Source organism: Methanosarcina mazei S-6 (assembly GCF_000970205.1).
Classification (GTDB): Archaea; Halobacteriota; Methanosarcinia; order Methanosarcinales; family Methanosarcinaceae; genus Methanosarcina; species Methanosarcina mazei.
In genome coordinates this window covers 1458588-1483149 of the sequence record NZ_CP009512.1, presented here as the reverse complement: position 1 = coordinate 1483149, position 24562 = coordinate 1458588, and the positions used below count along the sequence as shown (strand labels likewise).

The following is a 24562-nucleotide window of genomic DNA, read 5'->3' as shown; positions in this document are numbered from 1 at the left end:
GCAACACGCAGGAAAGGATATTTTTAAAAACTGTTGACCTCAACAGCCGATCAGCATGTTTTACCCTTTTACTATTATTCAAAAATCCGGCTGTTAATATGATTCAAAGACTTGTCCAGTTTATCAAACCTATTCAGATTATCAAACCTATTCAGATTATCAAACCTATTCAGATTATCAAACCTATTCAGATTATCAAACCTATTCAGATTATCAAACCTATTCAGATTATCAAACCTATTCAGATTATCAAACCTATTCAGATTATCAAACCTATTCAGATTATCAAACCTATTCAGATTATCAAACCTATTCAGATTATCAAACCTATTCAGATTATTAAAGGAGTGTTTATAACCTATGGAAGTCCCGGAAATTGAAAAACAGATAGGAATAAATCTTTATTCTACCGATACCACAGGTCTTGGAGGGCAGCTCCGCCAGGAGATAGAGGATTTCATTGTAAAAGAAATAACAAACCGTGAGGAAGGCGAGGAAGGAAAATACCTCATTGTTGAACTTACAAAAAGGGACTGGGACACGCACCACCTGACCCGGACTCTCTCAAGGATCCTGCAGGTAAGCCAGAAAAGAATCAGTGTTGCAGGCACGAAGGACAAAAGAGCTCTTACCACACAGAAAATCAGCATATTTGATACCGATGCATCAGAAATAGAAAAAATTCACCTGAAGGACATAGAGCTGAAAGTGCTCGGACGCTCCCGGAAATCCGTAGAACTTGGGGATCTGTGGGGAAATGATTTCAGGATTACAGTGAGAAATATTGAGAATTCCCCGGAAGAGACGGAGGCTCTGCTCAAAAAGACGACTGATGAAATTCTTGCTCAGGGAGGTGTCCCCAACTTTTTCGGGATTCAGCGCTTCGGCTCTGTTCGCCCTGTAACTCACCTGGTAGGAAAAGCCATTGTTGAAGGGAACTTTGAAAAAGCAGCCCTCCTCTACATTGCCGAACCTTTCCCGGAAGAACCAGAGGAAACAAAAAATGCTCGCCAGTTTGTCAAAGATACCCTGGATTTCAAAGAAGGGCTCAAAACCTATCCTCTCCGTCTGGGCCACGAAAGGGCTATGATGAACCATTTGATAGCAAATCCTGAAGACTATTCCGGATCTTTCCGCGTGCTTCCGCAGAACCTTTACAGGATGTTCGTTCACGGGTACCAGTCCTATATTTACAATATAATCCTCTGCCGCAGGATAGAAGCCGGCATACCATTGAACCGGGCGGTTGAAGGGGATATAGTCTGTTTCAGAAACGAAGTCGGGCTTCCGGATTCCTCAAAGACCGAAAAAGTCACTTCCGAAACCGTAAATGCCATGAACCGCCTGCTAAAGCTCGGCAGAGCCTTCATAACTGCCCCCCTTCCGGGTTATAATACTGAATTTGCATCCGGGATTCCGGGAGAAATAGAAAACGGGGTTCTTAAAGAACTTGGAGTTTCTCTTGAGGGCTTTAACATAGAAAAATTCCCTGAAATGAGCTCGAAGGGCACCAGAAGGGAAGTTCTCCTGGAGGTAAAACCGAAGTTTGAGGCTGGAGAAGATGAGCTGAACCCAGGAAAATCAAAGGCAGTTCTTGAGTTCATGCTGCCGAAGGGGAGTTATGCTACAACTGTACTCAGAGAGTATATGAAAGTGAACCCTCTCCAGATGAGTTGAGAAACTGAAAACTCAAAAAAACAGGCAGGGCTGCAAAAAATAGACTGCAGTAAAAACTGACAGCTCAAAGCTCTATACCTTACTTTTTTTGGCGTGCGGGCCAGGTGCTTCACGGCACTCTGACCTTCTAAGATCCAGAGCAGGCAAGGAGGCTTTTCATCATGAGCCTGTGCCAGAATAATTTTTGTTCCTGTATAACTAAAAACAAATCAACGTAAAAAGCGTGCATTGAATTAAAGAAAAAAAATATTCAGGCCGAAAATGATACGGCTGAAAAAGGATATAAAAACTACTACATTTTTTTACAGACTGGAATCTGCCCCCTTCTCCACCAATCTTCCATACATGTTTGCAATAAAGATCGTATTTGTAAACATGAGTGCAGGCAGCCCTACAATTACGGCTGAGAGGATTAGGAATATAAAGCTAAGAGCATACTGTTTCAGGACTGTCGTAATATACTCTCCAAAATAGTTCCGGACAATATTTAGGATGTCAAATTCAAAGAAGGATTCAATGGTCTGTTTCCTCATAAAATTAACAGCGAGTAAAGGAATCACAAAGACCCCCAGTAACACGCTGACGAGGTTTCCGAAAATTTCGCTGACATAAGTTGCAGCATGCAATATAATCGCATATACTATGTAGAAAGGAAGCGCTTTCAGAAAAACTGTAAACCCGAGTTTCAGGTCTTCCATAAAATCTAGTTTTATAAGGCCTTCATATCTGCCTTCAACAAACTCATTGATAAGCCTTACAGTGTAACCGAAGAGTACAAGCCATCCTATAACTGGAACTATTAGTAAAAGTGCATAAAGGAGCCTTGCTGGCGTTTTAAAAGGATATTTGAAAGCTTCTGAGAAACTGATGGTTTCTATAATAATCACCGAATATACTGCTATATTTCAGATATATAAAACTTTGTAAAAATAAGGACAGAGAAATAGATAAATTTAGTAAATAAACTTACAGAGAAAGTTAAAATTGAAAAAAGAAAAAGAGATTTAGAATTATAAAAATCTGTTTGAAAATATATCGTAAACAGCTGGATTGATTTGTGAAATTGAAAGCCTGGATATGAAGGCCTGGATATGAAAGCCTGGATAAGAGATTATTTCTAACCCCTCCAGATCTTCTCATCAGTGTCCTGAAAGGAAAAACTTGCCGGTTATTTTCTCTTTATCTCTTTTTCAAGCATCTTCTTTGCTGCTTTGTCGCCTGAAGAAGCTTTCTTCTGCAGTTTTTCCATTTCCTTGCGAGCCTTGGAGTTAAAGATTTGTTCCATATCTTTCTTATCCATTACCATATAACGACCCTTCGACGAGATTGCATTAACAATCTCTACATATCATTGTTGCAGTTTAAGCTTTAATAAATATTACTGTAAGTTCATACATCAAGTGTCTAAAATATTTAATAGTTTTGACCAGAAATAGAAAACTAAAAAGGAACTTAATCAGAATATCCAGAAGATTTAAGAATTCAAGAAAAGTCAAAAAAACCTGTATGAAAAGTCCTTAAGCGCATCTAATTGAGAAGAATTTCCGGGACAGGATATTATCAGTCCCGGGCTTTTCCACTAACATAGAACAAAAGAAGAAGATTGTCAAAGATTATTTTTTCTTCATTTCCTTTGCCAGCTTCTTCTTTGCGTCCTTGCTGCCTGCGGAAGCCATTTTTTCCAGCTCCTGCATCTTTTCTTTCTTAGCTGCCTTTTTCTTATCCATATCTTTTTTAGACATTGCCATGGTGTATACCTTCATAGAATTTAATGAAACAGAAATATCCGCAAGGTACGATGCCAGTTCAGTACCCCAGCAGATACCACATTAACCCATTAATTTCATTTTTAAAACTATTTATCAGTTTCCCGAGAAAGGGAAACTGACGTTTTTATAAAGTTCCGGAGTCATCCAGCAAATGCTGTCCTTACTGAACTTCTCTTTCCTTCCTGTATTTACACATTGCCCTGACGAGCCCTTTAAATGGAGGAGACGGCCTGCCTGGTCTCGACTTGAACTCAGGGTGGAACTGGGAGGCAAAGAAAAATCGTTTTCCTGGGATTTCGGCAATTTCCATTCTATTTTTATTTTTGCCGGAAAACACTATGCCAAAGGATTCAAGCCTGTCCACGAATTCGGGGTTTACTTCATACCTGTGGCGGTGACGCTCAACAATATAATTGGTCCCATAGAGCTTTGTGGCAAGGGAGCCTTCTTTCAGGATAGCATCATAGTCCCCAAGACGCATGGTGCCTCCCATATCCGCAACTCCGGTCTGTTCCGGGAGGATATCAATCACAGGGTAAGGAGTATCTTCATCAAACTCCGTGCTGTTTGCGTTTTCAAGGTTTGCCACATTTCTTGCAAACTCAATTACCGCAAGCTGCATACCCAGGCAGATTCCAAGGAACGGGATGTCGTTTTCCCTAGCAAATTTAATTGCAAGCATCTTCCCTTCAGTTCCACGGCCTCCGAAGCCGCCTGGAATCAGGATGCCATCATACTGTTTTAGTTTTTCAACTTCTACCAGGTCTTCTTCAAGGGTCTCAGCTTCAACCATGTTGACTTCAACCCTGCACGCGTTATCAATTCCTCCGTGCTTTACAGCTTCAAGGATGCTGAGATAGGAATCTTCGAGATTTGTATATTTGCCCACGATTGCCAGCTTTACCTCGTCGGTTGTGGACTTCATCCTTGCAACCATTTCTCTCCAGCCACCATCATCAACACCGGACTCCAGCCTCAGGTGCTTCATAAGCTGGGTGGTCAGTCCCTGCTCCTCGATCTCAAGAGGCACTTCGTAAATGTCGCCGGCATCATGGGCGCTGATAACCAGCTCCTGGGGAACATCACAGAATAAGGCAATTTTTTCCTTGGCGCTTTCCTGGAGGGGAGTCTTTGACCTTGTAACTATCACTTCGGGGCTCAGCCCAAGTGCCCGGAGTTCTTTCACCGAGTGCTGCGTAGGTTTGGTCTTCTGTTCTCCCTGCAAATCTTCCATTACAAGGGTCACATGGATAAAAACAATGTTTTCCGAAGGTTCTTCCCTGTGCATCTGGCGGACTGCTTCAAGGAAAGGCATGCTCTCAATGTCTCCTACAGTCCCTCCTATCTCAATAAGACAGACATCAGCCCCGCTCCTTGCTGCAACTTTTCTTATTTTATTTTTGATCTCATTTGTAATGTGAGGAATAATCTGGACGGTTTTTCCGAGGTAGTCTCCCCTCCTTTCTTTGGCGATCACTTCCTGATAAACCTTGCCAGTTGTTATGTTGTGGTCCCTGGTGAGTTCCGTGTCAAGGAACCTCTCGTAGTTTCCGAGATCCAGGTCAACTTCGCCTCCGTCCCTGAGCACAAAAACTTCCCCGTGCTGGTAAGGGCTCATGGTACCTGCATCGATATTGATGTAAGGGTCGATCTTGATAGCCGTAACTTTATAACCTTTATTTTTCAGGTTTCTGCCGATGGACGCGATGGTGATGCCTTTCCCAAGCCCGCTCATCACCCCACCGGTAACTACGATATACTTCATGGGTAAGCTTCCTCGATAATTTTCTAATAAGAATTCCGGACTGAATACAGTCCTGTAAATGTCAGATTAAAAAGTACTTAGAAGTGTAACTTATACAATTCCTGATTTAATTCTTGTGTACGAACACAATACCAATATCTTCATGATATAAAAATTACTCTCTGATTCTAAAAGAGACAGCACTTGGAAATGACAGAAAGTAAAGAGACATAACTTAAAAAGGACGGAACGTAAAGAGATAGAATTTAGAAAGAACGGAACGTAAAGAGACAAAACTTAAAAAGGACGGAACGTAAAGAGATAGAATTTAGAAAGGGAATAACGTAAATAATAAAAACAGTTCCATGTTTTTAGAATCAAACAGATCCAGAACTTAAAAAATTAAAAGCTCAAATGAGCCTGAGAATAAACAAAAGGTCCGGACAGGTGAGTTTAACTGAGCATCTTATCAGAAACCTTTTGCTTAATCCAGAATTTGTTTCACAGGGTTTTACTTCAAGCTATTTACATTAGCTGAACCGCGGAACATTAAGCCCGTAAACGGCACTTAAATTTCGTCCATAAACTTTAGCAGGATGTAGGTCGTACAGGTCACAAACAGAATCGAGAACAAAAGGGATTGGGTAAAACTTACATCGAACTGGAGGCTCTCTGGCAGCAGGAAATAAAGAAGGAATGAAGATACAAGAAGTAAAAATCCTCCCAGAGCCAGAATAAGGGGAAACCTTTCGTTTTCCCCGGTGCCTTTTCTGGTCCGTTTTCCTGAAGAAGCCGGGAATCCTCCCCTGAAGTTCTTGAAAGCTGAAGCTGATATCCCGCCAAATCCGCTTCCTCCTGACATCCGGGAGCGGGAAGCCTTTTTTGCTGGCTCTGCTACGAAAGGTCTTGAGGGTCTTAACTCTTCGCTCTCTTCTTCCCATTTATCAAGCTCATCTTTTTGGGGCTCCTGAGTCTTTGCCTCAACTTTTCCGAGCTGGACAGGAAAACTTTTCTTCTTTGAGCCGTAACCTGCGGTTATAAAAATCTGACCATTTGTAAGTACCCTGCCGTCCTGCGGAATTCTTGCGACTGCAGAAACATATTCTTTCTGAAGGACATAAGGGTTGTCCCGCAAAAATGTAATCTGCCCTTTAAGCTCGTCACTGACGGAAAGGTGAATATGTGTTGGGGATCCGTAGTTTGTGATAAGGATTTCAAAGGTCTGTTCTCCGCCCGGATAAAGAGGGATTTCAATATTTTCTTTTTCAAACTCAATTGAATTTATTTCCTGCCGATTGATAATAACGTTCTGGAATATCTGCTCCAAGTTCACCCCTCACATCAGTTCCTGAGGTCTGCAGGAAGCAAGTTCGGAATCCCTTCGTCTATGGGGTAATGCTCTTTACAGACAGGGCAGTAGAGGGTTCCGGATATGACCTCTTCTTTATTTTCTTCAACAACGTTCAAAGTCAGGTCGCCCTTACACACAGGGCAGGCCAGAATATCCATAAGGTCTTTTTTCACAAAAATTCACCATCAAAGCCACTTTTGCGATAGGGGAGACAGAGTTTTACTTTTCGCAGGAATAGTTAAATGTTTTGTTTTATATTTCCTGCTTCTTATCTTCATAATCCCGGATATGAAAAACTTATCCTTGTATTTACATTTAATCAGGGTATATCCGCCAGAGCCATTTACTTATATCTTTGCAGACTTCATGTTCGCCCACAGGTCTCATAGCCTTTATTTGACATTTCGAATTCCGGTGATTTTGTATTCAGACAGTGATTTTTTATTCCTGACCAGTGGAATTATCTGTAGAACTGGCTTTTCCTATCTCTACCCTTTGATCTCTGTAATACTGTAAATTTAATGTTTTCAATGAATCATTCTTCAATTCATCTTCCTATTTTAATGTAATCTAAGTACTTACAGCTAACCTATCATTTAATAGTCTATTTATGAGTTGGGTTTTAGATTTCTGCAGAAAGTTATAACTTTAGATATATATTAACGCGTTGCTTTTTTAAAGAAAGTATATAAAACAATAGCTTTTGATATTCTTAATAATTTATTAAACTAGAAAAGTCGAGATTCAGAGAAATCATGTTAACCCGGTTTGTCGCATTTTTTGGGTTTGGAGACACCTTAAAAAAATAAAAACTGGATTTTCGAGCAATCTCAAAAATGTACAGATAAAGATGTGGGATGTAAAATGAAACAAACGGCATTTGAGAAAAGCATCGACCCAGCAAGTCAGAAAATGCTGGAGAAAGCGGAAAATGAAGGCATAGAAACTGCCTGGGACAGGTATGAAAAGCAACTGCCTCAGTGCAGTTTTGGGCAATTGGGGATTTGCTGCAGGAACTGCAATATGGGGCCCTGCCGGATAGACCCTTTTGGGGAAGGGGCTGAGAAAGGGATATGCGGCGCTACGGCAGACATTATTGTTGCCCGGAATCTCTTAAGAATGATTGCTGCAGGAGCAGCAGCACATTCGGACCATGCCAGGGACGCAGTGTTGACTTTTAAGAAAATGACTGAAGGAGAAGCAGGAAGCTACGGGATAAAAGATAAAACAAAACTGTTCTCGCTTGCTTCAGAGTACGGGATTTCCTTAGAGGGAAAAAGCCATGAAGAAGTGGCAGGAGAACTTGCCAGTGCCCTGCTTGCGGAATTTGGAAAGCAGGAGGGGCCCATACAGTATACCCGCCGTGCCCCCGAAGCAAGGCTCAGGCTCTGGACAAGTCTCGGAATAGAGCCCAGAGGAGTTGACCGAGAAATTGTAGAATGCATGCACAGGACGCATATAGGAGTGGATAACGATGCAACTCATATACTCCTGCATGGGTTGAGGACCAGTCTCTCGGACGGCTGGGGAGGTTCCATGATCGCAACCGAGATACAGGACGTCCTTTTCGGAACACCTGAACCAAAGAAGAGTACTGTAAACCTCGGCGTGCTCTCCCATGACAAGGTAAACGTGATCATCCACGGGCATGAACCAATCCTCTCGGAAATGATTGTGCAAGCTGCGGAGGACCCTGAACTTCTTGAACTCGCAAAAGAGAAAGGGGCAGCAGGAATCAATGTTGCCGGAATTTGCTGTACGGGAAATGAAACCCTGATGCGCCATGGGACCCCTATTGCAGGAAACTTCCTTCAGCAGGAACTTGCAGTGGTTACAGGTGCTGTAGAAGCAATGATAGTGGACGTGCAGTGTATAATGCCAGCCCTGGGAAACCTTACAGGCTGTTATCACACGAAATTCATATCCACATCGCCTAAAGCTGATTTCCCCGGAACTGTGAGAATGGAATTCCATGAAGAAAGAGCTTATGACACCGCAAGGGAGATTGTGAGAACAGCTGTAGAAAACTTTCCTAACAGGAATATCGAAAAGGTAAATATTCCGGAAGAAAAGCAGGAGTGCATGGTCGGCTTCAGTGCGGAGGCAATCCTTAAAGCCCTTGGCGGCAGCCCTGCTCCACTCATCGATGCGATTGCCGGAGGTGCGGTGAAAGGGATCGGAGCAGTTGTCGGATGTAATAATGTAAAGGTCCAGCACAATTACGGGCACGTGAACCTTGTAAAGGAGCTGATAAAAAATAATGTCCTTGTGGTTACCACGGGATGCAATGCAATTGCCTGTGCTGAAGCCGGGCTCCTTGTACCTGAGGCTGCTGCCCAGGCAGGGGATGGTCTTAAAGGAGTCTGCGAGGCTCTCGGCATTCCACCTGTTCTGCATATGGGTTCCTGCGTGGATATCAGCCGAATCCTGGTGCTTGCCTCGGCAATTGCAAAGAGCCTGGGAGTCGACATAAGCGACCTGCCTGCTGCCGGAGCAGCTCCGGAGTGGATGAGCGAAAAAGCAGTGAGTATAGGAGCTTATGTTGTTTCTTCAGGAGTGTTTACAGTACTGGGCACTGTTCCACCTGTCCTTGGAAGCCAGGCAGTCACGGCTCTTCTGACAAAAGGCCTGGATAATGTTATTGGAGCAAGCTTTGCAGTTGAGCCTGACCCCTTCAAAGCCGCAAACCTGATGCTTGAGCACATTGAAGGAAAAAGAAAAGCATTGGGCCTGAACTGAGGGAGGAGGAACGTAATGAAAGACGTGATCATCCTGCCGGAACGCTGCATGGGCTGCCGCTCCTGTGAGGTTGCCTGTGCTGTTTCCCATTCAAAAAGCAAGAACCTTTTCCAGGCTTTAGGAGAAGAAAAAGTCCCGAAAAAACGCATCTCTGTTGAATACATCCACGCACTTGAAGCCTCAGTTCCTATCTCCTGCCGTCACTGCGAGGATGCACCCTGCGTTTCGGTTTGCCCCACAAAAGCTCTTTCCAAGGACACAGTAACAGGTACTGTAAATCACAATAATGAGCTTTGCGTGGACTGCTGGAAATGTTCTACTGTATGCACCCGTTTTTCGCCCCTGTATCTCTTACTCCTTGTTTCAGGGTGCTGGAGCTCTTCCATGTCACACAACTATGGAGTAATCGACAGGCAGACTGAAGAAGGGACAATTGTAAGATGTGATCTATGCGGGGAAAGGGAATTACCTGCATGTGTTGAAGCCTGCCCAACACACGCTCTTGTATTTCTGGATATAAAGAGGCATCCGGAAACAAAGGCTTTTAGCTATTTCTGAAAACTCCAGGGCAAATTAAAAAATATACTGGAAAACATCATTTATGGTAATGGGTTTTCCAGGTTTTATTTTTCGTCGTGAAACAGTAAAGTAGCCGGATATTCTCTCAGATGGAGTACAGGGTTTCTGCTGGTGCCTGGTTGATGCTACTTACCTGCTGATAGATTTCTCCAGAGGCGATCAGAAAGGTTTTTTCAACTTCTCCAGCAAACGAGTAGATTCAAACGAGTAGATTCAAACAAGTAGATTAGTCCTTCCTGTAATCCTGGTTCTTTTTTTCTGATAAATCCTGAAAGGAGTTTGATCTCTCTTATCCGGTTAGCCTCCATGAATGATACTATATAAAGGATTATCGTGATATTAATATAAAGAACTGAAAAAGGGAGTCAGGTATGAACAGTAATCTTTACAGAAAAATAATGGTCGCAACAGATGGCTCGGAAAATGTAAAAAAAGCTGTCAGTACCGCTGTTGAACTTGCAAAGCTTAGCAGGGCAAAACTTTATGCAGTATATGTTGTTGCTGCCGGTGGAGGGTATACGTTTGGCCATCCCAGAGACCTTGGATGGGAAAGAGCAATGAAAGAGCAGTTAAATGCTGAGGGGGTAGAAGCGACAGCTTATGTGGAAACTGCCGGAAAAGCTGCTGATGTGGATGTTGAACCCGTTATTCTTGAAGGGGGCCCGGCAAATGAAATTGTCGATTTCGCGGAAAAAAATAATATCGACCTCATAGTACTGGGAACACTGGGAAAGACGGGAATTGAGAGGTTTTTACTCGGAAGCGTTGCTCAGAACGTGGTGAGGCATTCCAGAAAAGCCGTACTGGTCGTAAAAGAATTGGAAACAGAGTGATGAAGCATACGTACCGGACACAAAAACAGGCGGCATATGCAGAAACTCCATGTGTAAAAACATAAAGCGAAAGGTTTCCGGGCAGGAGCTCCGAACTTTTTCGGGATAGATTGATTTACCTGCCCGGTCCAAATGTCTTTCAATGATAGAACTCTTTCTCAGCGTACTGGATTTTGCGCTTCCTGTGCTTGTAATGATTTTTGTCGGGCTTGTAGGCACCAGTGTACTTGTAGAGCTTGGCCTGATGCAGAAATTTTCAAAACTTGCAAGCCCTGTTTTTGCCTATACGAACCTTCCTGAGACCTGTGCTTCTTCTTTTGTCGTGGCAATAGGGTCTGCAGATGCCGCAAACAGCATGCTTCTTCAGGCAAAAAAAGAAAACTGCATCAACGACAGGGAAGTCCTTCTATGTTCGATGATGAATGCGACACCTGCCTATTTCAGGGAACTTTTCACCTATCAGATCCCTATAGTGCTTCCCGCACTCGGGCTTGTGGTCGGAGGATTTTACTCTCTTGTATTTGTGTTCACTGCCGTGGTAAAAGTTCTGCTTATTGCGGTTGCGAGCAGGATATTTCTTAAGGGCAATTCCTGTAAAGCCCCTGAAACCCGGAGCAGAGAAAAAGTGTCCCTGAAGACTGCTTTTGAGCGTGCATTCAGGAAAGAGTTCAGGCTCTTTCTGAAGATAGCAGGAATTTACCTTATAGCAACCACGGTTATTTTCATCCTTCAGGAAAAGGGAGCTTTCGAAATTTTCAGTGTGCTTCCTCTTGCAGAGCTGTTTAAAATCCCGCCGGAGACAATTGTCCCTCTTACAAGTTACGTAGCGAGCCCCATTCTGGGAATTTCCCTTCTCGGACCCATGATCCATTCGGGAGAGATGACAGAGGTACAGGCAATGATCGTACTTATGCTGGGCAGCATGTTCATGCTCCCGATTTTTGCTATCCGCAGCCAGCTCCCGAGGAAGGTAGCTATTTTCGGGACGCGCCTTGGAGTTCAGATTGTTGCATATTCGACATCAATAAGTATACTTGTAAGGTTTGCAATTCTGCTAATACTGCTCAGTATGGTTTCCTGAAAATAACAAATGGGTTTTAAAAATAATTGTCAAGTTGTATCAAATAAATATTTTCTCAAAAGAGCCTCAGGATATAAAAATGTTAAAATAATTAAGTGAAGATCACAAGAAAGGAAAGACAGATGGATAAAACTGAACTAAAGTTTAGTTGTATATACTTAAAAAAATATTAAAAGCAAGTTAGTGAACGGGGTTTTTTGAAGGAGGTTAAAATATGTTGGATTTAATTATGAGCAATAATATTTGATTTTGAGCTTGGCCCGTTCACCAAGCTCAACAGAGGAGTAAGCAATATATAAAGTTTTTGGCACAAAAAAATACAATGCCTTTTTGTACCATAAATAGAAAAAAAATACTAAATTTTCAGATATTCTTTCCTTATATGACTAATTAAACAGAAAATGATATTAATATGAACAGGAATGTCATTGCCTGTCCTGGATGAAAAGAGAGAATAAAAGAAAAATTGATTAAAAATTAAATTAAAAGAGTTATGTAATTTCATAACCATTATCTTTTTGTAATAATACTAATCCTGGCATAAAAAGATTCCAATCATTTTAGATTATACTAAAAAGAGATTTAAACGATAATTGCCACACTATAATATGAAATAAATATATACACACAGAATATTAGAACTGGAAAGAAAACATAGCCATCATGAGCCTTCTATAGAAAAACGGATCTTATAAGGCTTAAAAGAGAATAAAATTGAGGGATATGGCATGAGAGAAGAAACTTTTAAAAAAATAATGGTTGCAACCGATGGTTCCGAGCTTGTAAAAAAAGCAGTTGAGACTGCCGTTGAAATAGCAAGGCTGAGCGGAGCTAAACTTTACGCTGTGTACGTTATAGTTGCAGCAACCCGTTCTCCGCGAGACTTCGGCTGGGAAAGAGCTGCTATGGAGCATTTCAGGAAGGAAGGCGAACAGGCTACCCGTTTTGTGGAAGAGAGCGCAAAAGCTGCCGGAGTAGAGGTGGAATCCGTACTGCTTGAAGGGAACCCTGCAGATAAAATTGTGGAGTTTGCAGAACAGCAGGGCACTGAAATGATCGTAATGGGGACACTCGGAAAAACCGGACTTGACAGGTTCCTGCTTGGCAGCGTAGCCGAAAAAGTGGTGAGGCATTCAAAGACACCTGTACTTGTGGTAAGAGAAGAAAACCCCTAACAGAAATAAAAGCTGATAGATAAGGAATTAAATAAAAAAAGAGGGCTTCAGAGTTTAAATCTGAAGTTAGCTGAAATCTGAGCCTTTGAAGACAGAAAAAACTGACTGCAATGGCTCAGATATTAAAAATACTGTTTTATCCGATTACACTCAGACCGGAGACCCGGATAGAGGGCGTGATTATGCCACCAACTTTCCTCACGTCCAGGCCTGCACCTGTGATGTTCTTAAGGAGCTCGAAAGCATTGCCCGAAATCATAATAGATTTTACAGGCTTATCCAGGGCTCCGTCTTTGATTGTAAAGGCATTTCTGGCTTCTACGGAAAAGTCCCCGGAAATCGAGTTTGCGGTATGAGCGCCGATAATTGTGTTTACGAAAATCCCTGAGGAAGTATTTGCAATAACGTCCTCCTGAGGATAATCGATTATGAAGTTCCTGAGCCCCACCGAAGGAGGGCTTGTATAAGATGACCTTGAACCGTTTCCTGTACTTTTCACACCGGCTTTTCCTGCCGTGTAGCTGTCATAGAGGTAGGACTTAAGGACGCCGTTTTCAATAACTGTGGTGTGCTGAGAAGGAACTCCTTCGTCATCCGAAGCTGAGGTTTCTATGCCTGCTTCAATCAGCCCATCGTCGTAAATGCACAGTTCGGAAACAGCAATTTCATCCCCGAGCTTTTCTATCAGGCCGGAACGTCCTTTTTGCACATTGTCAGCGTCAAGAGAGGGAGCGAGGGCTTCTTCAAGAATGTCAGAAAAGGCAAATGGGTGAAAAATAACATCGGTTTTCTGGGGCTCGATTTTTATTCCACTTCTGGATTTCAGGGCAAGGTCAGAAGCGTTTTTCCCGAGAACAAAAAAATCAATATCAAGAGACCGGGAAACAGCAAAGTCATAGGCTGTAGAGGTATCTCCGTTTACGGTGATAACATCGACAAAACCGGAAACTGCTGTTGACTCCTCTTCTATTTCTATCCCGTTTGTGTTCAGGATAAGCCTTTTGCTCTTAGAACGGGTAAACCCTCCAGAGGTAGGAAGCGTGCCTGGAGTCTCTTTTGTACCTTCAACGAGTTCTACGGCATAGCCTATGCATTCCTCGAGTTTGAGAGCCTCAACTTTTTTGTCGAAAATGCCTGAGACCTGAGGGTATTTCCCGTTTGAAGGAAGTGCTACCCAGTCAGGGTCACTTTCCCGGACACGGGCTTCTGCAACCGCAATCTTTACGGCATTCTCGAGTTCTGCTACAGAATTGGTGCTGGAAAAGCCCACTGCTCCGTTTACTATAGCACGAATTCCCAGCCCTTCAGAGAAACGGTCCTTTGCGCTTTCAAGGGCATCTTTTTTGAAATTGACGCTTGTAGAATGGTTTGCAGCGTAATAAATTTCGGCTTCTTCGGCTCCTGCCTGTTCTGCCATTTTCAGGGCTTTTTCTGCAAGCTCGTACATCTTCAGGCACCTCCTACAAGTGCTTTCGAAATGGCAATATGTGGGGACCCGTCAGACACAGGTACAAGCTGTCCGGCTTTTCCGCATCGTCCGGCAGTCATTTTCAGGTCGTTGCCGACTAGGGTCACATGGTTAAGGATTTCAAGCGTCTTTCCTGAAAGAGAGACGTCCCTTAAGAGCCCGGTAAGCTCTCCGTTTTTTATAAGGTACCCTTTTTCGGCATTGAACTGGAATATACCTTCTCCGGTGTTTACCTGTCCGCCTCTTGACCCTATAAGGTACATGCCGTCCTTTACTTCCTCGAGCATCTCTTCAAACCTGGAATCTCCGTTGTCAATGAATGTGTTGCTCATCCTGACAACGGGCATGGAATAACCCTGAGCCCTGCAGTTTCCCGGAGTTCCTCCAAGTTTGGCTGCTGTTTCCCGGGAGTGGAGATAAGAGTTAAAAATTCCGTCCTTTATTATCTCAGTCCTTTTTGACTCCGAACCTTCTGCATCAAAAGGATAATATCCAAACTCATGCAGAGTCGGGTCGTCAATAATGTTAATAAGCGGAGATGCGATCTGTTCTCCTATCCTGTTTTCAAGAATGGAATCACCTTCAAGCACAAGGTCGGCTTCTGAAGCATGCCCCACGGCTTCATGGGCAAATACGCCTGCCAGCTCCTGGTCAAGCACCACAGGCATTTCCCCGCCTTTAGGTGTTTTAGCTTTTAAGAGTTCAAGCGCGGTCTTTCCCGCTTTTCCGGCAAGTTCGAGAACATTTTCGTTTTCAAAAAGCTCATAACCGTACCCGAAACGGCTTTCCCTGCCTGCCTGATAAACGCCGTTTTCCGAAGCAACGGCAGAGACTGCAAAACCGACATTTAAAAGCTCATATTCACATTCCAGACCTTCGGAGTTCCGGTAATCAACTTTAAACTCAGACTCGAGATACATTACCTTTGTACTGTGAACACCTTCAAGCTTTGCGTGTTCTTCAATACTCTTCAAAAGGCTTACTTTTTCTTCAATTGCAATATCTCTAGGGTTAGTCCTTACCTCAGGAAGATCCCTTACTTCAGGAGAATCCACGGCTGCAAGTTCTACATCTTCTTTGGGGGTGCTCGCATTCATAGAAAAAGCAAGTTTTGAGGCCGTGTCGACCCCGCGTTTAAGGTTAATATCCCCTTCAACAGCCGTATAGCCCCAGGAACCTCCGCAGAGGGCCCTTATTCCGGCCCCCTTTGTGAAGTTTCGGGATATTTCTTCTATCTTTCCGTTATCCAGGACGATAGAAGTGGAACTGCCTTCTATCACCCTGCAGTCATAAAATTTAATGTCCTGCATAATACTATTCATGATCAGTTCCTGCACCCGAAGAGATTAATAGCCTGTACGGAAGCGGGTGATACTTCCGGGATGTCGAAACTTAGTTTTGTAATATTTTTGAGTTTTTCAATAATTGTATTCTTTCTCGGACCCACAAGGCTGTGTTCCATTACTTCGGCTATTGAGGAAACAGGAATGATCTGGATCTTTTCCCTGTATGCCTTTTCAACAAGAACATCTGCCTCGTTGGCTTTGGGTATGATGACTTTCTTCATGCCGGCCTGGGCTGCTGCCTCGATCTTGTAGGTGACACCGCCAACAGGCAGGACATCTCCCCTTACAGAAAGAGAACCGGTCATTGCGACAGTCTGATCCACAGGAATCTTTTCAATGGCAGAAATTACTGCAGTTGCTATGGAAACCGATGCACTGTCTCCTTCCACACCTTCATATGTCCCAACAAACTGAATGTGGACATCATGGCGCGAGACATCCGTGCCTGTCATATTCTTGATAACTGCGGATACGTTCTGCACAGCTTCTTTTGCAATAGTCTTGAGTTTACCTGTAGCAATAATTCGCCCCTCTGCTCCGGAAAGGGCAGGGGTGACTTCGGATACAATCGGAAGTACGATTCCCGAATCTCCGCCCATAACTGCAAGCCCGTTGACTCTTCCGACAGCGGAACCTTTCCTGAGGAAAGACTCATATTCCTTGCGCTGTTCGAGGTAGCTGTCTGCAAGCTGCTGTTCTATGGACCTTGCAATCCTCTTTGCCGCAAGAACATGCTCGGAAGTTGTAAGCGGAGCGCCTTCGGAGTGGGCAATATCGCCTGCAACACGCACAAGCCCTCCGAGGTCACGGAGTTTGAGGGTAAGGTGGCCTTTCCTGCCTGCACGCCTTCTAGCTTCCCTTATCACTTCTTCTACAGCTCCCTCGTCAAAGTGAGGGATGTGACCGTCTCTCATGACTTCCTGGGCAACGAAGCGGACAAGTTTCTTCCGGTTTTCATGTGTGTCTTCCATGGAGTCCCGCATGTAGACTTCATACCCGTAACCTTTTATCCTTGACCTGAGTGCGGGGTGCATTTTCTGAACAGCGTCCAGGTTCCCTGCAGAGACCATAATAAAGTCACAGGGTACAGGCTCGGTCTTAACAAGAGCTCCGGAGCTTCTTTCGGACTGCCCGGTAATCGGGTATTCCTTTTCCTGAAGCGCGGTCAGGAGGCTCTGCTGTGACTCAAGCCTGAGAGTGTTGATTTCGTCAATGAAAAGCACACCTTTGTGGGCTTTGTGAATGTCTCCGGCTTCTACCCTGTCATGTGCAGGGGTCTCAAGCCCTCCGGACTGGAACGGGTCGTGCCTGACATCACCAAGCAGAGCTCCGGCGTGGGCTCCGGTTGCATCGATGTAAGGTGCGTGCTCCTTATCATAATTTGAAACCGCCATTTTCGGAATCATCATTTCCTCTTTGGGAAGGAACTGGCGGGTTAACATGAGAATCAATATGCCTGCAATAATACCCCAGAGAAGCTGGGAGACGAAATAAGAATAGATAATAATACCCACAACAAAGAGCATCATAAGCATGTTCCGTGCCTGGGCTTTCTTTCTTGCTTCCATCTTGTGAGCCATGACAATTTCTCTACCTTTTCCGGCCGGAACCTCTCTTATCTTGGGGTTATTGAGATCCTCAAGATTGGGATATACAAGGATATCCTTGAGCTCCTCTTTAGGAAGAAGTTCTGCCATTGCTTTTGCAAGCAGGGACTTTCCTGTACCTGGAGTCCCTATCATCATGATGTGACGCCTCTGGCTGGCGGCCTTCCTCACGACCTCCACTGCGTGTTCCTGACCCAGCACCTGGTCAATAAGGAGCTTGGGGACCTCTATATTTGAAGTGTCTTCAAACTGGAAGCCGATGTCAACATCTTCATCTATATCTTCATGTAACTCAGACTCGGCCATGACCTTGTTAGGCTCATCCTTTGTCTGGTCGGCCGCAGACGGATCAACTTTCGGAACAGGCTCTTCCATTTTATGGGCCTGCCTGTCCATATTCTCCGAAGATCCGTCTATGTTCTGATTATTATTATACACCATGGTTAGCTCACATATTCGAACGTTATTTGATAGACGTTATCTGATCGAGATTATATACTTGACGCTTTTGAAAAAACAATAAATCTGAGTAGAATAACGGGAAAAGCGGCTGTTACAATAACAGATTCCTGAAGTTACTGTAACCCCATCCATACTTCGGCTAATTATATAAACTTACTGTATATAAAATTAACCTACCACTGTACATACAGTATATAGAAGCCTTTCATTATATACTATTTGCTGGTTAATATTAGATCCGAAGTTCTGGACGGAAAAATTAAATATCAAATTAATGCACAGGAGAATTTGCAGGATATTTTTTACATGAATATGCGATATCCCCTATATAAACATCACCTGACCTGAAACTCTGTATTGAGGAGTTTATCCAGTGCCTCACAATCGATATCGACAGTTATTTAAAAAACAGGAAGGAATTCTCTTTCATGGCCAGAAGCAAGGTAAAAAATCTTCTCCTTCTAAAGCAGATTCACAGTGCTGTAAGCCAGATCAAGAAAGGAAAACTGGATAAAGCTCTAGAGACTCTGGATAAAGCCGAAACATCTGCAAGGCAGTCGAAATCAACAGATGCTCTCTATTATATCCTTTTTACCCGCGGGGGCATTCTCTATTCGGCAAAAGAATACGACCAGGCTCTTGAAGCTTATGAAAAAGCCCTTGAAGCGGGTTCAGATCTCCTGAAAACTGACCCGGAAAATGCTGATTACCAGCATTACATGGGTACAACCCTGAGCAATACTGGAAATCTCCTGAAAAAGAAAAGCGAAATTGATAAAGCTGACGAATATTATTCTCAAGCCCGAAAAATTTATTTTGATCTGATCAAAAAGGACCCTCAGAATGCTGTATACCAATCTTATGCCGGAGAAAACCTGAACAATTACGGTGAACTTCTTATGGAATCCGGCTCCCTCGAAAAAGCCTGTGAAATCCTGAGAGAAGCTATTGAAATTTACGAAAAACTTTATAAAGAGAAGCCCGACAACCTCGGTTATCAGGCAGAACTTTCAGTCGCGCTCAGCCAGTTAGGAGGTTGCCTCAAACATCAGGTGCCTGAAGAGTCTGGAGCGGCAAAAGAGAAACTTGAAAAAGCTCTGGAATTGCAGGAAAGTCTGCTGGACCAGCAGCCTGAAAATGAGAAGGTTAAAGAAGCCATCGCCCTGACAGAGGAAAGACTGAAAGGGCTTTGAAAGTCCTTCAAAGGTTTTTTCCGGAAAACAGCAGCATGTGAACATAAAGGAGAACCATCAGCCCGACGACCACCCCCCATATAAACTGGAGAGTAAAATAAGAGTAAACTACAAGCCCGAGAACAAATAAAGTGATCAGGATATTTGCAAGCCTGACCTTTCTCTTTGTTCCGGGGTCGTGAGGAGTTCCGGCTTCATCCTCGTTCAGGTCGCATTCGGTGAAATAACGCCTTTCCTGCTGCACAAGGAAGTAAATCCTCAAGATAAGGATATCAATGATTATACCCCAGAGAAGCTGACCTATGTAAAGGGTATAGAAAAAGATAGCCGCGAGCAGGATTCCGATTAATGTAATTAAGAATTTTTCATACCTGCCTTTTCCATCAGCCTTACTGCCAGTCCTGTATGAACTTCTGTCCATTTTCTCTTTCTCTGTCTCCCGATCCATACTGCCCTGCCTGTAAGTACCCCTTCAATGTAGATGAACAGTAAAATATCCAGAAAACTCGCGTTTAAGAAAGGTATAAAACTCCAATATCTATTAAAACTTTAATACCTGTTATATTTATTATATAGTTTTTAATAATATATAAAAAGTTGGGAAAAGAAAGGAACAGGAAGAAAAAACGAATTCGATAACATAATCTATAAGGCAATAAAAGTCCTTTTTTTAATATGCCTGAGAAGCCCGATAGACTGAGAGAAGAAGCAGTAAAACATTTTAACAGAACAATTGACCTGATGCAGGAAGGAAAGCCCGAAGAATCCCTTGAAGCGCTCCAGAAAGCTGAAAATGCCGCACAGGAAGCAAAAAGTGACGCTATTTTGTTCCACACCTTAAAAGCGAGGGGTCAGATCCTTCAGTCCCTTGGCAGGCTTGAAGAAGCTCTGGATACTTACGTTTTTTCCTTAAAAATCAGCTATAAACTGCTCTCAGAAGACCCGGGAAACGAACTCTATAAAGACACCATCCGTCTTAACCTCAACAATATCGGAAACCTCGGCAATATTTTTCAGAGAGCTGGCAACTTTATCCTATCGAAACAATGCTATGAGACCGGACTTGAGATCTGCCAGAAGCTTCTTGATTCCCACCCGGAAAACACCTTTTATCAAATGTATGCAGGAAATACCCTCAACAATCTCGGGGAACTGCTTTTTAGCGTGGGACAGATAGAAGAAGCAAAAGAAAAATACGAAAAAGCCCTGGAAATATATGAAAAGCTCCTTCAAAACTACCCTGAAGATACGGAATACCTCTCAGATAAAGAAATGACCCTTAACAACCTTGGAATTCTCTTTTCTCAAAAAGAGCAAAAAGAAGCGGCAAAAAAGAACTTCAAAGAATCTCTTGAAATCCTGGAAATCCTGAGCAAAAAAGACCCCAGAGATCAGAAGCTCAAGGAAGAAATTAGCCTCAGGCGGGAAAAGCTTGAAAAGATTTGAAACATGATTTCTGAAGCAAATCGAATAAATCTTCAAAGAAACGTTTCTCTTTTTACATACATGAATTTTTTATATATAAGAGTTTATAAAACAAACATTGTCTCCATCGAGCGTAACAAAAAAGACACGAAATAGCGAATATTGTTGCAGGGGTCAGAGCTTTTTTTGATTATTTTGCTTTCTTACTAAAACTTACTGTTATAATATTTTAATTAGTCCTCTTGAACGAGCGAAGCGAGTGAAAAGGACAGCGGACTCCCGAGGCGCAATTCGGGCGAGACGGGACTCGGGCGAGACGGGACTCGGGCGCTGAAAACTCCATAACTTGCAAATTTTACGTGAAAAGATCAAAAATGTTTCCGAGCATGCTGCTGTCAGCCTGGTAGAATTCTGTGTATTTGCAGCGCTTGCAGGTGATATGGGTAAATTTTTTATTCTGAATATCGAGAAGCTTGCTGATCAAGCCACCTGTTGTGCGGATCTCACCGATGTCGTAGGAGCTGTTTCCGCATTTCGGGCAGACGAAGTTAATGTTTTTGCTCATTTTTCAGCCTCATTTTTATTCTCACTTTTATTCTCACATTTATTTTTAGATAGTTTGAAGTATGGAATAGCTTTATTTTTACGCTATTTAATGTTATTGCAGAACTGCAGGTGCAGGAGAGATTCCTTAATAGGCTTACAATTTTTAAGAAATAAATATATTAGAAAAGAAAACCAATACAGCGTTACACACATGAAAGTAAAAGCTATAATTACAATCGCCCTGATAATCTCGGCTGCTTTAATGGCTGCAAAAATCTCACCGGGAGAAGACTCGGAGCAGTTCGGGGAAGGGAATTACATCCATATTGACACTATGGTGATTGAATTTAACAGGACGGATGCGAATGTCCAGATAAAATACCATCTGAGCCCTTTTGCCCAGGTTTATATGTTCATGTTCGGGAGCAAGCATCTGGAGCCAAAAATAAAGGATATATTTTTTGATTTTGAAAATATAGAGGTCCGCAGGATAGGCAGATCCAGTGCATTAATCCACGTAAACGACATTTCCAGACATGACGATGAATACTACCTTCACGACTCAAGAGAACTGGGAATACAGCCGGATATACTCACCCTTGTCTATCCCGACAGGACAAGGCAAAATATAGAATATGCCAGGGCTACTCCAGACATATTCTATGTTTGAAATTATAGTCTGGATTTTCAGTGGCGGTCCTGCCGTCCACTAATTCAATTTCATTTATGATTCGTTTATATGATTTTTATGATTTATTTGTATGATTCCTTTATTTGGTTTCTTTAGATAGTTTCTTTATACAATTTCTTTATATGATTTATTTAATTCAAGCTTCTTATTTTTCTTACATTTATTTGCGTTTATTTCTTCCATTCTCCGAAATCAAATAGCTCAAATAGGAAACTAATAATAAAAAATATCACATAAAGGATATAAAGCGGATGTTTCAGGAACATATATTTAGTAAAAGAAACCCAATTTTCTTTGATAGCAATGGGAAGATTCACATTAAAATGTCTGAAATGCGGAAGGGAATACGGACAGGAATACAGGTTAACCTGTGATAATGACGACTCCCTTTTGAGGGCGGATTACTTTGAAAAAAAGCTGGAACTTAGAGACCAGCCCGGAATAGGGAGATTCCATTCCTGGCTCCCTGTACAGGAAGAGCTTACCACAGAAGCGGGGCCAATCACTTACAAAAGCGAAGCTCTCGCAAAGGAACTCGGGCTTTCCAACCTGTATATAGGGTTCAGCGGGTACTGGCCCGAAAGAGAAGCATTAATTAAAACCTGCAGTTTCAAAGAACTGGAAGCCCACCCTACAATGCAGCTTCTGAAAGAGTCAGGCGGAAAAGCCATAGTTCTTGCCTCTGCAGGCAACACTGGAAGAGCTTTTGCATATTCTTCGTCCCTTACAGGCACGGACGCTTATATAGTGGTCCCGGATTCAGGCGTTTCGAGCATCTGGCTTCCTGAAGAACCTGCTAATTCCATTCATCTTATCAGCATGACTCCGGGTAATGATTACACAGATGCTATCAACCTTGCAGGCAGGCTTGCAAAACTCCCGGGAATGGTTCCTGAAGGAGGGGCAAGAAACGTTGCCAGAAGGGAAGGGATGGGAACTGTAATGCTTGATGCAGCCGTGACCATAGGAAAAATGCCTGACCACTATTTCCAGGCTGTAGGGAGCGGTACGGGAGGAATGTCAGCATGGGAAGCTTCACTGCGGCTCAGGGACGACGGGCGTTTCGGCTCAAAGCTTCCAAAACTCCAGCTTGCCCAGAACCTCCCATTTGTTCCCATGTACAATGCCTGGAAGGCAGGAAGAAGGGAAATCATCCCTGACATTGACATGAAGGATGCAAAAAAGCAGATAGAAGAGACATATGCTACAGTTCTCACCAACAGGGCTCCTCCCTATTCCATAACTGGAGGGCTATATGATGCACTTGTCGACACGGACGGGATAATGTATGCCATCACAAGAGAAGAGGCCCTTGAAGCAAAAGCCCTTTTTGAGTCCCTCGAAGGGATAGACATCCTGGAACCTTCCGCAGTTGCGGCTGCTTCCCTGTTAAAAGCCGTAGAAGCCGGAAACGTGGAAAAAGACGATGTCATTCTCCTTAATATTGCAGGCGGAGGTTTTAAGCGGCTGAAAGAAGACTTTACGCTATTCCAGGTTGAACCTGAGGTTACGGTCAGCAGTTCTGAAGTCTCACTTGATGAACTGAAGATTTGAACTTCCATTACATCCGGAATCAAATTTCAAAAAACATAACAAAAATCTGTGTAAATCTGTTAATAGAAACCTGTAAGAAAAACAGGCTCAGAATACTCATAAGCATAAGCACGTCAGAAGGTATAGGCATGTTAAACCCGGAAGAAGAAGTAATAACACTCATGAAAAAAGCAGGGATTGACCTCGTGGCAACCCTGCCCTGTGACAGGATTAAAAATCTGCTTCCCCTGGTCTCAAAAAATTTTCCAGAAATCAAGATGACAAGGGAAGAAAACGGGGTGGGAATTTGCGCCGGGTTCTATCTTGCAGGCGGAAAGCCCTTAATGCTGATTCAAAGCACAGGGCTGGGGAATATGATCAATGCCCTTGAATCCCTGAACGTGACCTGTAAAATACCCCTGCCTGTCCTGACGAGCTGGCGTGGTGTTTACAAAGAAGCAATTGAAGCCCAGGTTCCTCTCGGAGTCCACCTGCCTGCGATTCTTGAAGGGGCAGGGCTTGCATACACAATAATCGATGAGGTTGAAAAACTCCACCAGATTGAAAATGTAATCAGTGACGCCTTTGAAAATTCCAGGCCCCATATAGCCCTGATCTCCCCAAAAGTCTGGGAAGCTTCAGAGTGCTGCGCCTGGCAGGGTGCAGGAATGCCAGAAAAGCCGGAGGTTATGGAAAGGACATGCAGTATTTTCCTCAAAAAAGAGGTCCTCAAGCCGGTAATGCTGAGAAACGATGCCATCTGCGCAATAGCTTCAGAGCTTGATGACGAAGTTACTGTAACAAACCTGGGAGTCCCCTGCAAGGAACTTTATGCCTGTAAAGACAGGGACCTTAATTTCTATATGTTTGGCTCAATGGGGCTTGTCTCTTCCATAGGTATGGGAATTGCCCTCCGTTCCGAAAAAACAGTTGTCGCTTTTGACGGAGACGGAAGCCTGCTTATGAACCCAAATGCCCTTCTTGAGATTGCAAAAGAATCCCCGAAAAACCTCATTATTATTGCCCTTGATAACGGCGCCTACGGGTCTACAGGTTCCCAGGAAACCTGCGCTCTCAGGTACATTGACCTCGAAATATTTGCAAACGCCTGCGGGATCACAAACACAGCCAAAGTAAATGCCAGAGAAGAACTGATAAAAATATTCAAAAAGTTTAGAGACATGAAAGAGCTGGCTTTGATCCACGTAATCCTGAAGCCGGGAAATACAAACGCTCCAAACATTCCACTGAGCCCCGAAGGTGCCGCAAAGCGATTCAAAGAAGCCCTTGAAGCAAAAAAGAATTAAAAGGGTTTGATTCAGGCTTATTGAGATTTGATCAGG

Annotated in this window: 22 protein-coding genes; 11 read left to right on the top strand and 11 right to left on the bottom strand. The window is 43.3% G+C overall.

The features are described 5' to 3' along the window. Positions 1-360 precede the first annotated feature (360 nt). A complete protein-coding gene (gene truD, locus MSMAS_RS06485) occupies positions 361-1677 on the top strand; it encodes a tRNA pseudouridine(13) synthase TruD (RefSeq protein ID WP_011032068.1) in 1317 nt (438 codons plus the stop codon). Between the two features lie 302 nt (positions 1678-1979). On the opposite strand, the gene MSMAS_RS06480 is transcribed toward truD, so the two are convergent. From MSMAS_RS06480 to MSMAS_RS06465, 6 genes are all read right to left on the bottom strand, one after another. Then, a complete protein-coding gene (locus MSMAS_RS06480) occupies positions 1980-2564 on the bottom strand; it encodes a DUF4013 domain-containing protein (protein WP_196296932.1) in 585 nt (194 codons plus the stop codon). Between the two features lie 281 nt (positions 2565-2845). After that, positions 2846-2983: a hypothetical protein gene (locus MSMAS_RS18705; protein ID WP_155395350.1), complete on the bottom strand. Its 138-nt coding sequence runs from the start codon at positions 2981-2983 to the stop codon at positions 2846-2848. Between the two features lie 307 nt (positions 2984-3290). Further along, positions 3291-3425 carry a hypothetical protein gene (locus MSMAS_RS19755; protein WP_015410874.1) on the bottom strand — a complete coding sequence of 45 codons (135 nt, stop codon included), beginning with the start codon at positions 3423-3425 and terminating at the stop codon, positions 3291-3293. Between the two features lie 181 nt (positions 3426-3606). Further along, a complete protein-coding gene (gene pyrG / locus MSMAS_RS06475; protein WP_048046378.1) occupies positions 3607-5211 on the bottom strand; it encodes a glutamine hydrolyzing CTP synthase in 1605 nt (534 codons plus the stop codon). Between the two features lie 547 nt (positions 5212-5758). Then, positions 5759-6523, bottom strand: coding sequence for a DUF7524 family protein (locus MSMAS_RS06470; RefSeq protein WP_011032073.1), 765 nt, complete (start codon positions 6521-6523; stop codon positions 5759-5761). A gap of 8 nt (positions 6524-6531) precedes the next feature. Beyond that, the gene (locus tag MSMAS_RS06465; protein WP_015410876.1) at positions 6532-6714 is read right to left on the bottom strand and encodes a methytransferase partner Trm112; all 183 of its coding nucleotides are present in this window, start codon (positions 6712-6714) and stop codon (positions 6532-6534) included. Positions 6715-7405: 691 nt separating this feature from the next. Between MSMAS_RS06465 and cooS the strand changes: the two genes are divergently transcribed. The 5 genes from cooS to MSMAS_RS06440 all read left to right on the top strand — a co-directional run bounded on the left by cooS (position 7406) and on the right by MSMAS_RS06440 (position 12948). Further along, positions 7406-9280, top strand: coding sequence for an anaerobic carbon-monoxide dehydrogenase catalytic subunit (gene cooS / locus MSMAS_RS06460; protein WP_015410877.1), 1875 nt, complete (start codon positions 7406-7408; stop codon positions 9278-9280). Between the two features lie 15 nt (positions 9281-9295). After that, entirely contained in the window at positions 9296-9838 is a 543-nt protein-coding gene (locus MSMAS_RS06455) for a 4Fe-4S dicluster domain-containing protein (RefSeq protein WP_011032076.1), read from the top strand. A gap of 392 nt (positions 9839-10230) precedes the next feature. Further along, entirely contained in the window at positions 10231-10692 is a 462-nt protein-coding gene (locus MSMAS_RS06450; RefSeq protein ID WP_011032077.1) for a universal stress protein, read from the top strand. Positions 10693-10834: 142 nt separating this feature from the next. Beyond that, a complete protein-coding gene (locus MSMAS_RS06445; protein WP_011032078.1) occupies positions 10835-11773 on the top strand; it encodes a nucleoside recognition domain-containing protein in 939 nt (312 codons plus the stop codon). 728 nt (positions 11774-12501) lie between these two features. Then, entirely contained in the window at positions 12502-12948 is a 447-nt protein-coding gene (locus tag MSMAS_RS06440) for a universal stress protein (protein WP_011032079.1), read from the top strand. A 136-nt stretch (positions 12949-13084) separates the two neighbouring features. On the opposite strand, the gene MSMAS_RS06435 is transcribed toward MSMAS_RS06440, so the two are convergent. The 3 genes from MSMAS_RS06435 to lonB are packed head-to-tail and all read right to left on the bottom strand — an operon-like array spanning position 13085 to position 17810. Further along, positions 13085-14395 carry a TldD/PmbA family protein gene (locus MSMAS_RS06435; protein ID WP_011032080.1) on the bottom strand — a complete coding sequence of 437 codons (1311 nt, stop codon included), beginning with the start codon at positions 14393-14395 and terminating at the stop codon, positions 13085-13087. A gap of 2 nt (positions 14396-14397) precedes the next feature. Next, complete coding sequence (locus MSMAS_RS06430) at positions 14398-15738, bottom strand: TldD/PmbA family protein (RefSeq protein WP_015410880.1); 1341 nt, start codon at positions 15736-15738, stop codon at positions 14398-14400. A 2-nt stretch (positions 15739-15740) separates the two neighbouring features. Beyond that, a complete protein-coding gene (gene lonB, locus MSMAS_RS06425) occupies positions 15741-17810 on the bottom strand; it encodes an ATP-dependent protease LonB (protein WP_011032082.1) in 2070 nt (689 codons plus the stop codon). Between the two features lie 449 nt (positions 17811-18259). On the opposite strand from lonB, the gene MSMAS_RS06420 reads away from it, so the two are divergent. Beyond that, positions 18260-19024 (top strand): tetratricopeptide repeat protein, encoded by a 765-nt coding sequence (locus tag MSMAS_RS06420; RefSeq protein WP_011032083.1) that lies wholly within the window; start codon positions 18260-18262, stop codon positions 19022-19024. A gap of 7 nt (positions 19025-19031) precedes the next feature. Here MSMAS_RS06420 and MSMAS_RS06415 read toward each other — a convergent pair whose 3' ends face one another. Next, the gene (locus MSMAS_RS06415; protein ID WP_048046377.1) at positions 19032-19472 is read right to left on the bottom strand and encodes a hypothetical protein; all 441 of its coding nucleotides are present in this window, start codon (positions 19470-19472) and stop codon (positions 19032-19034) included. 227 nt (positions 19473-19699) lie between these two features. On the opposite strand from MSMAS_RS06415, the gene MSMAS_RS06410 reads away from it, so the two are divergent. Then, the gene (locus tag MSMAS_RS06410; protein WP_011032085.1) at positions 19700-20470 is read left to right on the top strand and encodes a tetratricopeptide repeat protein; all 771 of its coding nucleotides are present in this window, start codon (positions 19700-19702) and stop codon (positions 20468-20470) included. A 334-nt stretch (positions 20471-20804) separates the two neighbouring features. On the opposite strand, the gene MSMAS_RS06405 is transcribed toward MSMAS_RS06410, so the two are convergent. Beyond that, on the bottom strand, positions 20805-21014 hold the full coding sequence (locus MSMAS_RS06405; protein ID WP_015410885.1) for a zinc ribbon domain-containing protein: 210 nt from the start codon (positions 21012-21014) through the stop codon (positions 20805-20807). Positions 21015-21206: 192 nt separating this feature from the next. On the opposite strand from MSMAS_RS06405, the gene MSMAS_RS06400 reads away from it, so the two are divergent. From MSMAS_RS06400 to comE, 3 genes are all read left to right on the top strand, one after another. Continuing rightward, the gene (locus tag MSMAS_RS06400; RefSeq protein WP_048037402.1) at positions 21207-21665 is read left to right on the top strand and encodes a hypothetical protein; all 459 of its coding nucleotides are present in this window, start codon (positions 21207-21209) and stop codon (positions 21663-21665) included. Positions 21666-21989: 324 nt separating this feature from the next. After that, the gene (locus MSMAS_RS06395; RefSeq protein ID WP_011032087.1) at positions 21990-23240 is read left to right on the top strand and encodes a cysteate synthase; all 1251 of its coding nucleotides are present in this window, start codon (positions 21990-21992) and stop codon (positions 23238-23240) included. A 128-nt stretch (positions 23241-23368) separates the two neighbouring features. Next, positions 23369-24526: a sulfopyruvate decarboxylase subunit beta gene (gene comE, locus MSMAS_RS06390; RefSeq protein ID WP_011032088.1), complete on the top strand. Its 1158-nt coding sequence runs from the start codon at positions 23369-23371 to the stop codon at positions 24524-24526. Positions 24527-24562 lie beyond the last annotated feature (36 nt).

Bases quoted from the DNA above. Each gene is read 5' to 3' on its own strand.
- comE (WP_011032088.1), top strand. From the start codon at position 23,369: ATGTTAAACCCGGAAGAAGAAGTAATAACACTCATGAAAAAAGCAGGG.
- MSMAS_RS06445 (WP_011032078.1), top strand. From the start codon at position 10,835: ATGATAGAACTCTTTCTCAGCGTACTGGATTTTGCGCTTCCTGTGCTT.
- MSMAS_RS18705 (WP_155395350.1), bottom strand. From the start codon at position 2,983: ATGGTAATGGATAAGAAAGATATGGAACAAATCTTTAACTCCAAGGCT.
- lonB (WP_011032082.1), bottom strand. From the start codon at position 17,810: ATGGTGTATAATAATAATCAGAACATAGACGGATCTTCGGAGAATATG.
- cooS (WP_015410877.1), top strand. From the start codon at position 7,406: ATGAAACAAACGGCATTTGAGAAAAGCATCGACCCAGCAAGTCAGAAA.
- MSMAS_RS06450 (WP_011032077.1), top strand. From the start codon at position 10,231: ATGAACAGTAATCTTTACAGAAAAATAATGGTCGCAACAGATGGCTCG.
- MSMAS_RS06455 (WP_011032076.1), top strand. From the start codon at position 9,296: ATGAAAGACGTGATCATCCTGCCGGAACGCTGCATGGGCTGCCGCTCC.
- MSMAS_RS19755 (WP_015410874.1), bottom strand. From the start codon at position 3,425: ATGGCAATGTCTAAAAAAGATATGGATAAGAAAAAGGCAGCTAAGAAA.
- truD (WP_011032068.1), top strand. From the start codon at position 361: ATGGAAGTCCCGGAAATTGAAAAACAGATAGGAATAAATCTTTATTCT.
- MSMAS_RS06400 (WP_048037402.1), top strand. From the start codon at position 21,207: ATGAAAGTAAAAGCTATAATTACAATCGCCCTGATAATCTCGGCTGCT.
- MSMAS_RS06430 (WP_015410880.1), bottom strand. From the start codon at position 15,738: ATGAATAGTATTATGCAGGACATTAAATTTTATGACTGCAGGGTGATA.
- MSMAS_RS06395 (WP_011032087.1), top strand. From the start codon at position 21,990: ATGGGAAGATTCACATTAAAATGTCTGAAATGCGGAAGGGAATACGGA.
- MSMAS_RS06405 (WP_015410885.1), bottom strand. From the start codon at position 21,014: ATGAGCAAAAACATTAACTTCGTCTGCCCGAAATGCGGAAACAGCTCC.
- MSMAS_RS06410 (WP_011032085.1), top strand. From the start codon at position 19,700: ATGCCTGAGAAGCCCGATAGACTGAGAGAAGAAGCAGTAAAACATTTT.
- pyrG (WP_048046378.1), bottom strand. From the start codon at position 5,211: ATGAAGTATATCGTAGTTACCGGTGGGGTGATGAGCGGGCTTGGGAAA.
- MSMAS_RS06435 (WP_011032080.1), bottom strand. From the start codon at position 14,395: ATGTACGAGCTTGCAGAAAAAGCCCTGAAAATGGCAGAACAGGCAGGA.
- MSMAS_RS06415 (WP_048046377.1), bottom strand. From the start codon at position 19,472: ATGGATCGGGAGACAGAGAAAGAGAAAATGGACAGAAGTTCATACAGG.
- MSMAS_RS06440 (WP_011032079.1), top strand. From the start codon at position 12,502: ATGAGAGAAGAAACTTTTAAAAAAATAATGGTTGCAACCGATGGTTCC.
- MSMAS_RS06420 (WP_011032083.1), top strand. From the start codon at position 18,260: ATGGCCAGAAGCAAGGTAAAAAATCTTCTCCTTCTAAAGCAGATTCAC.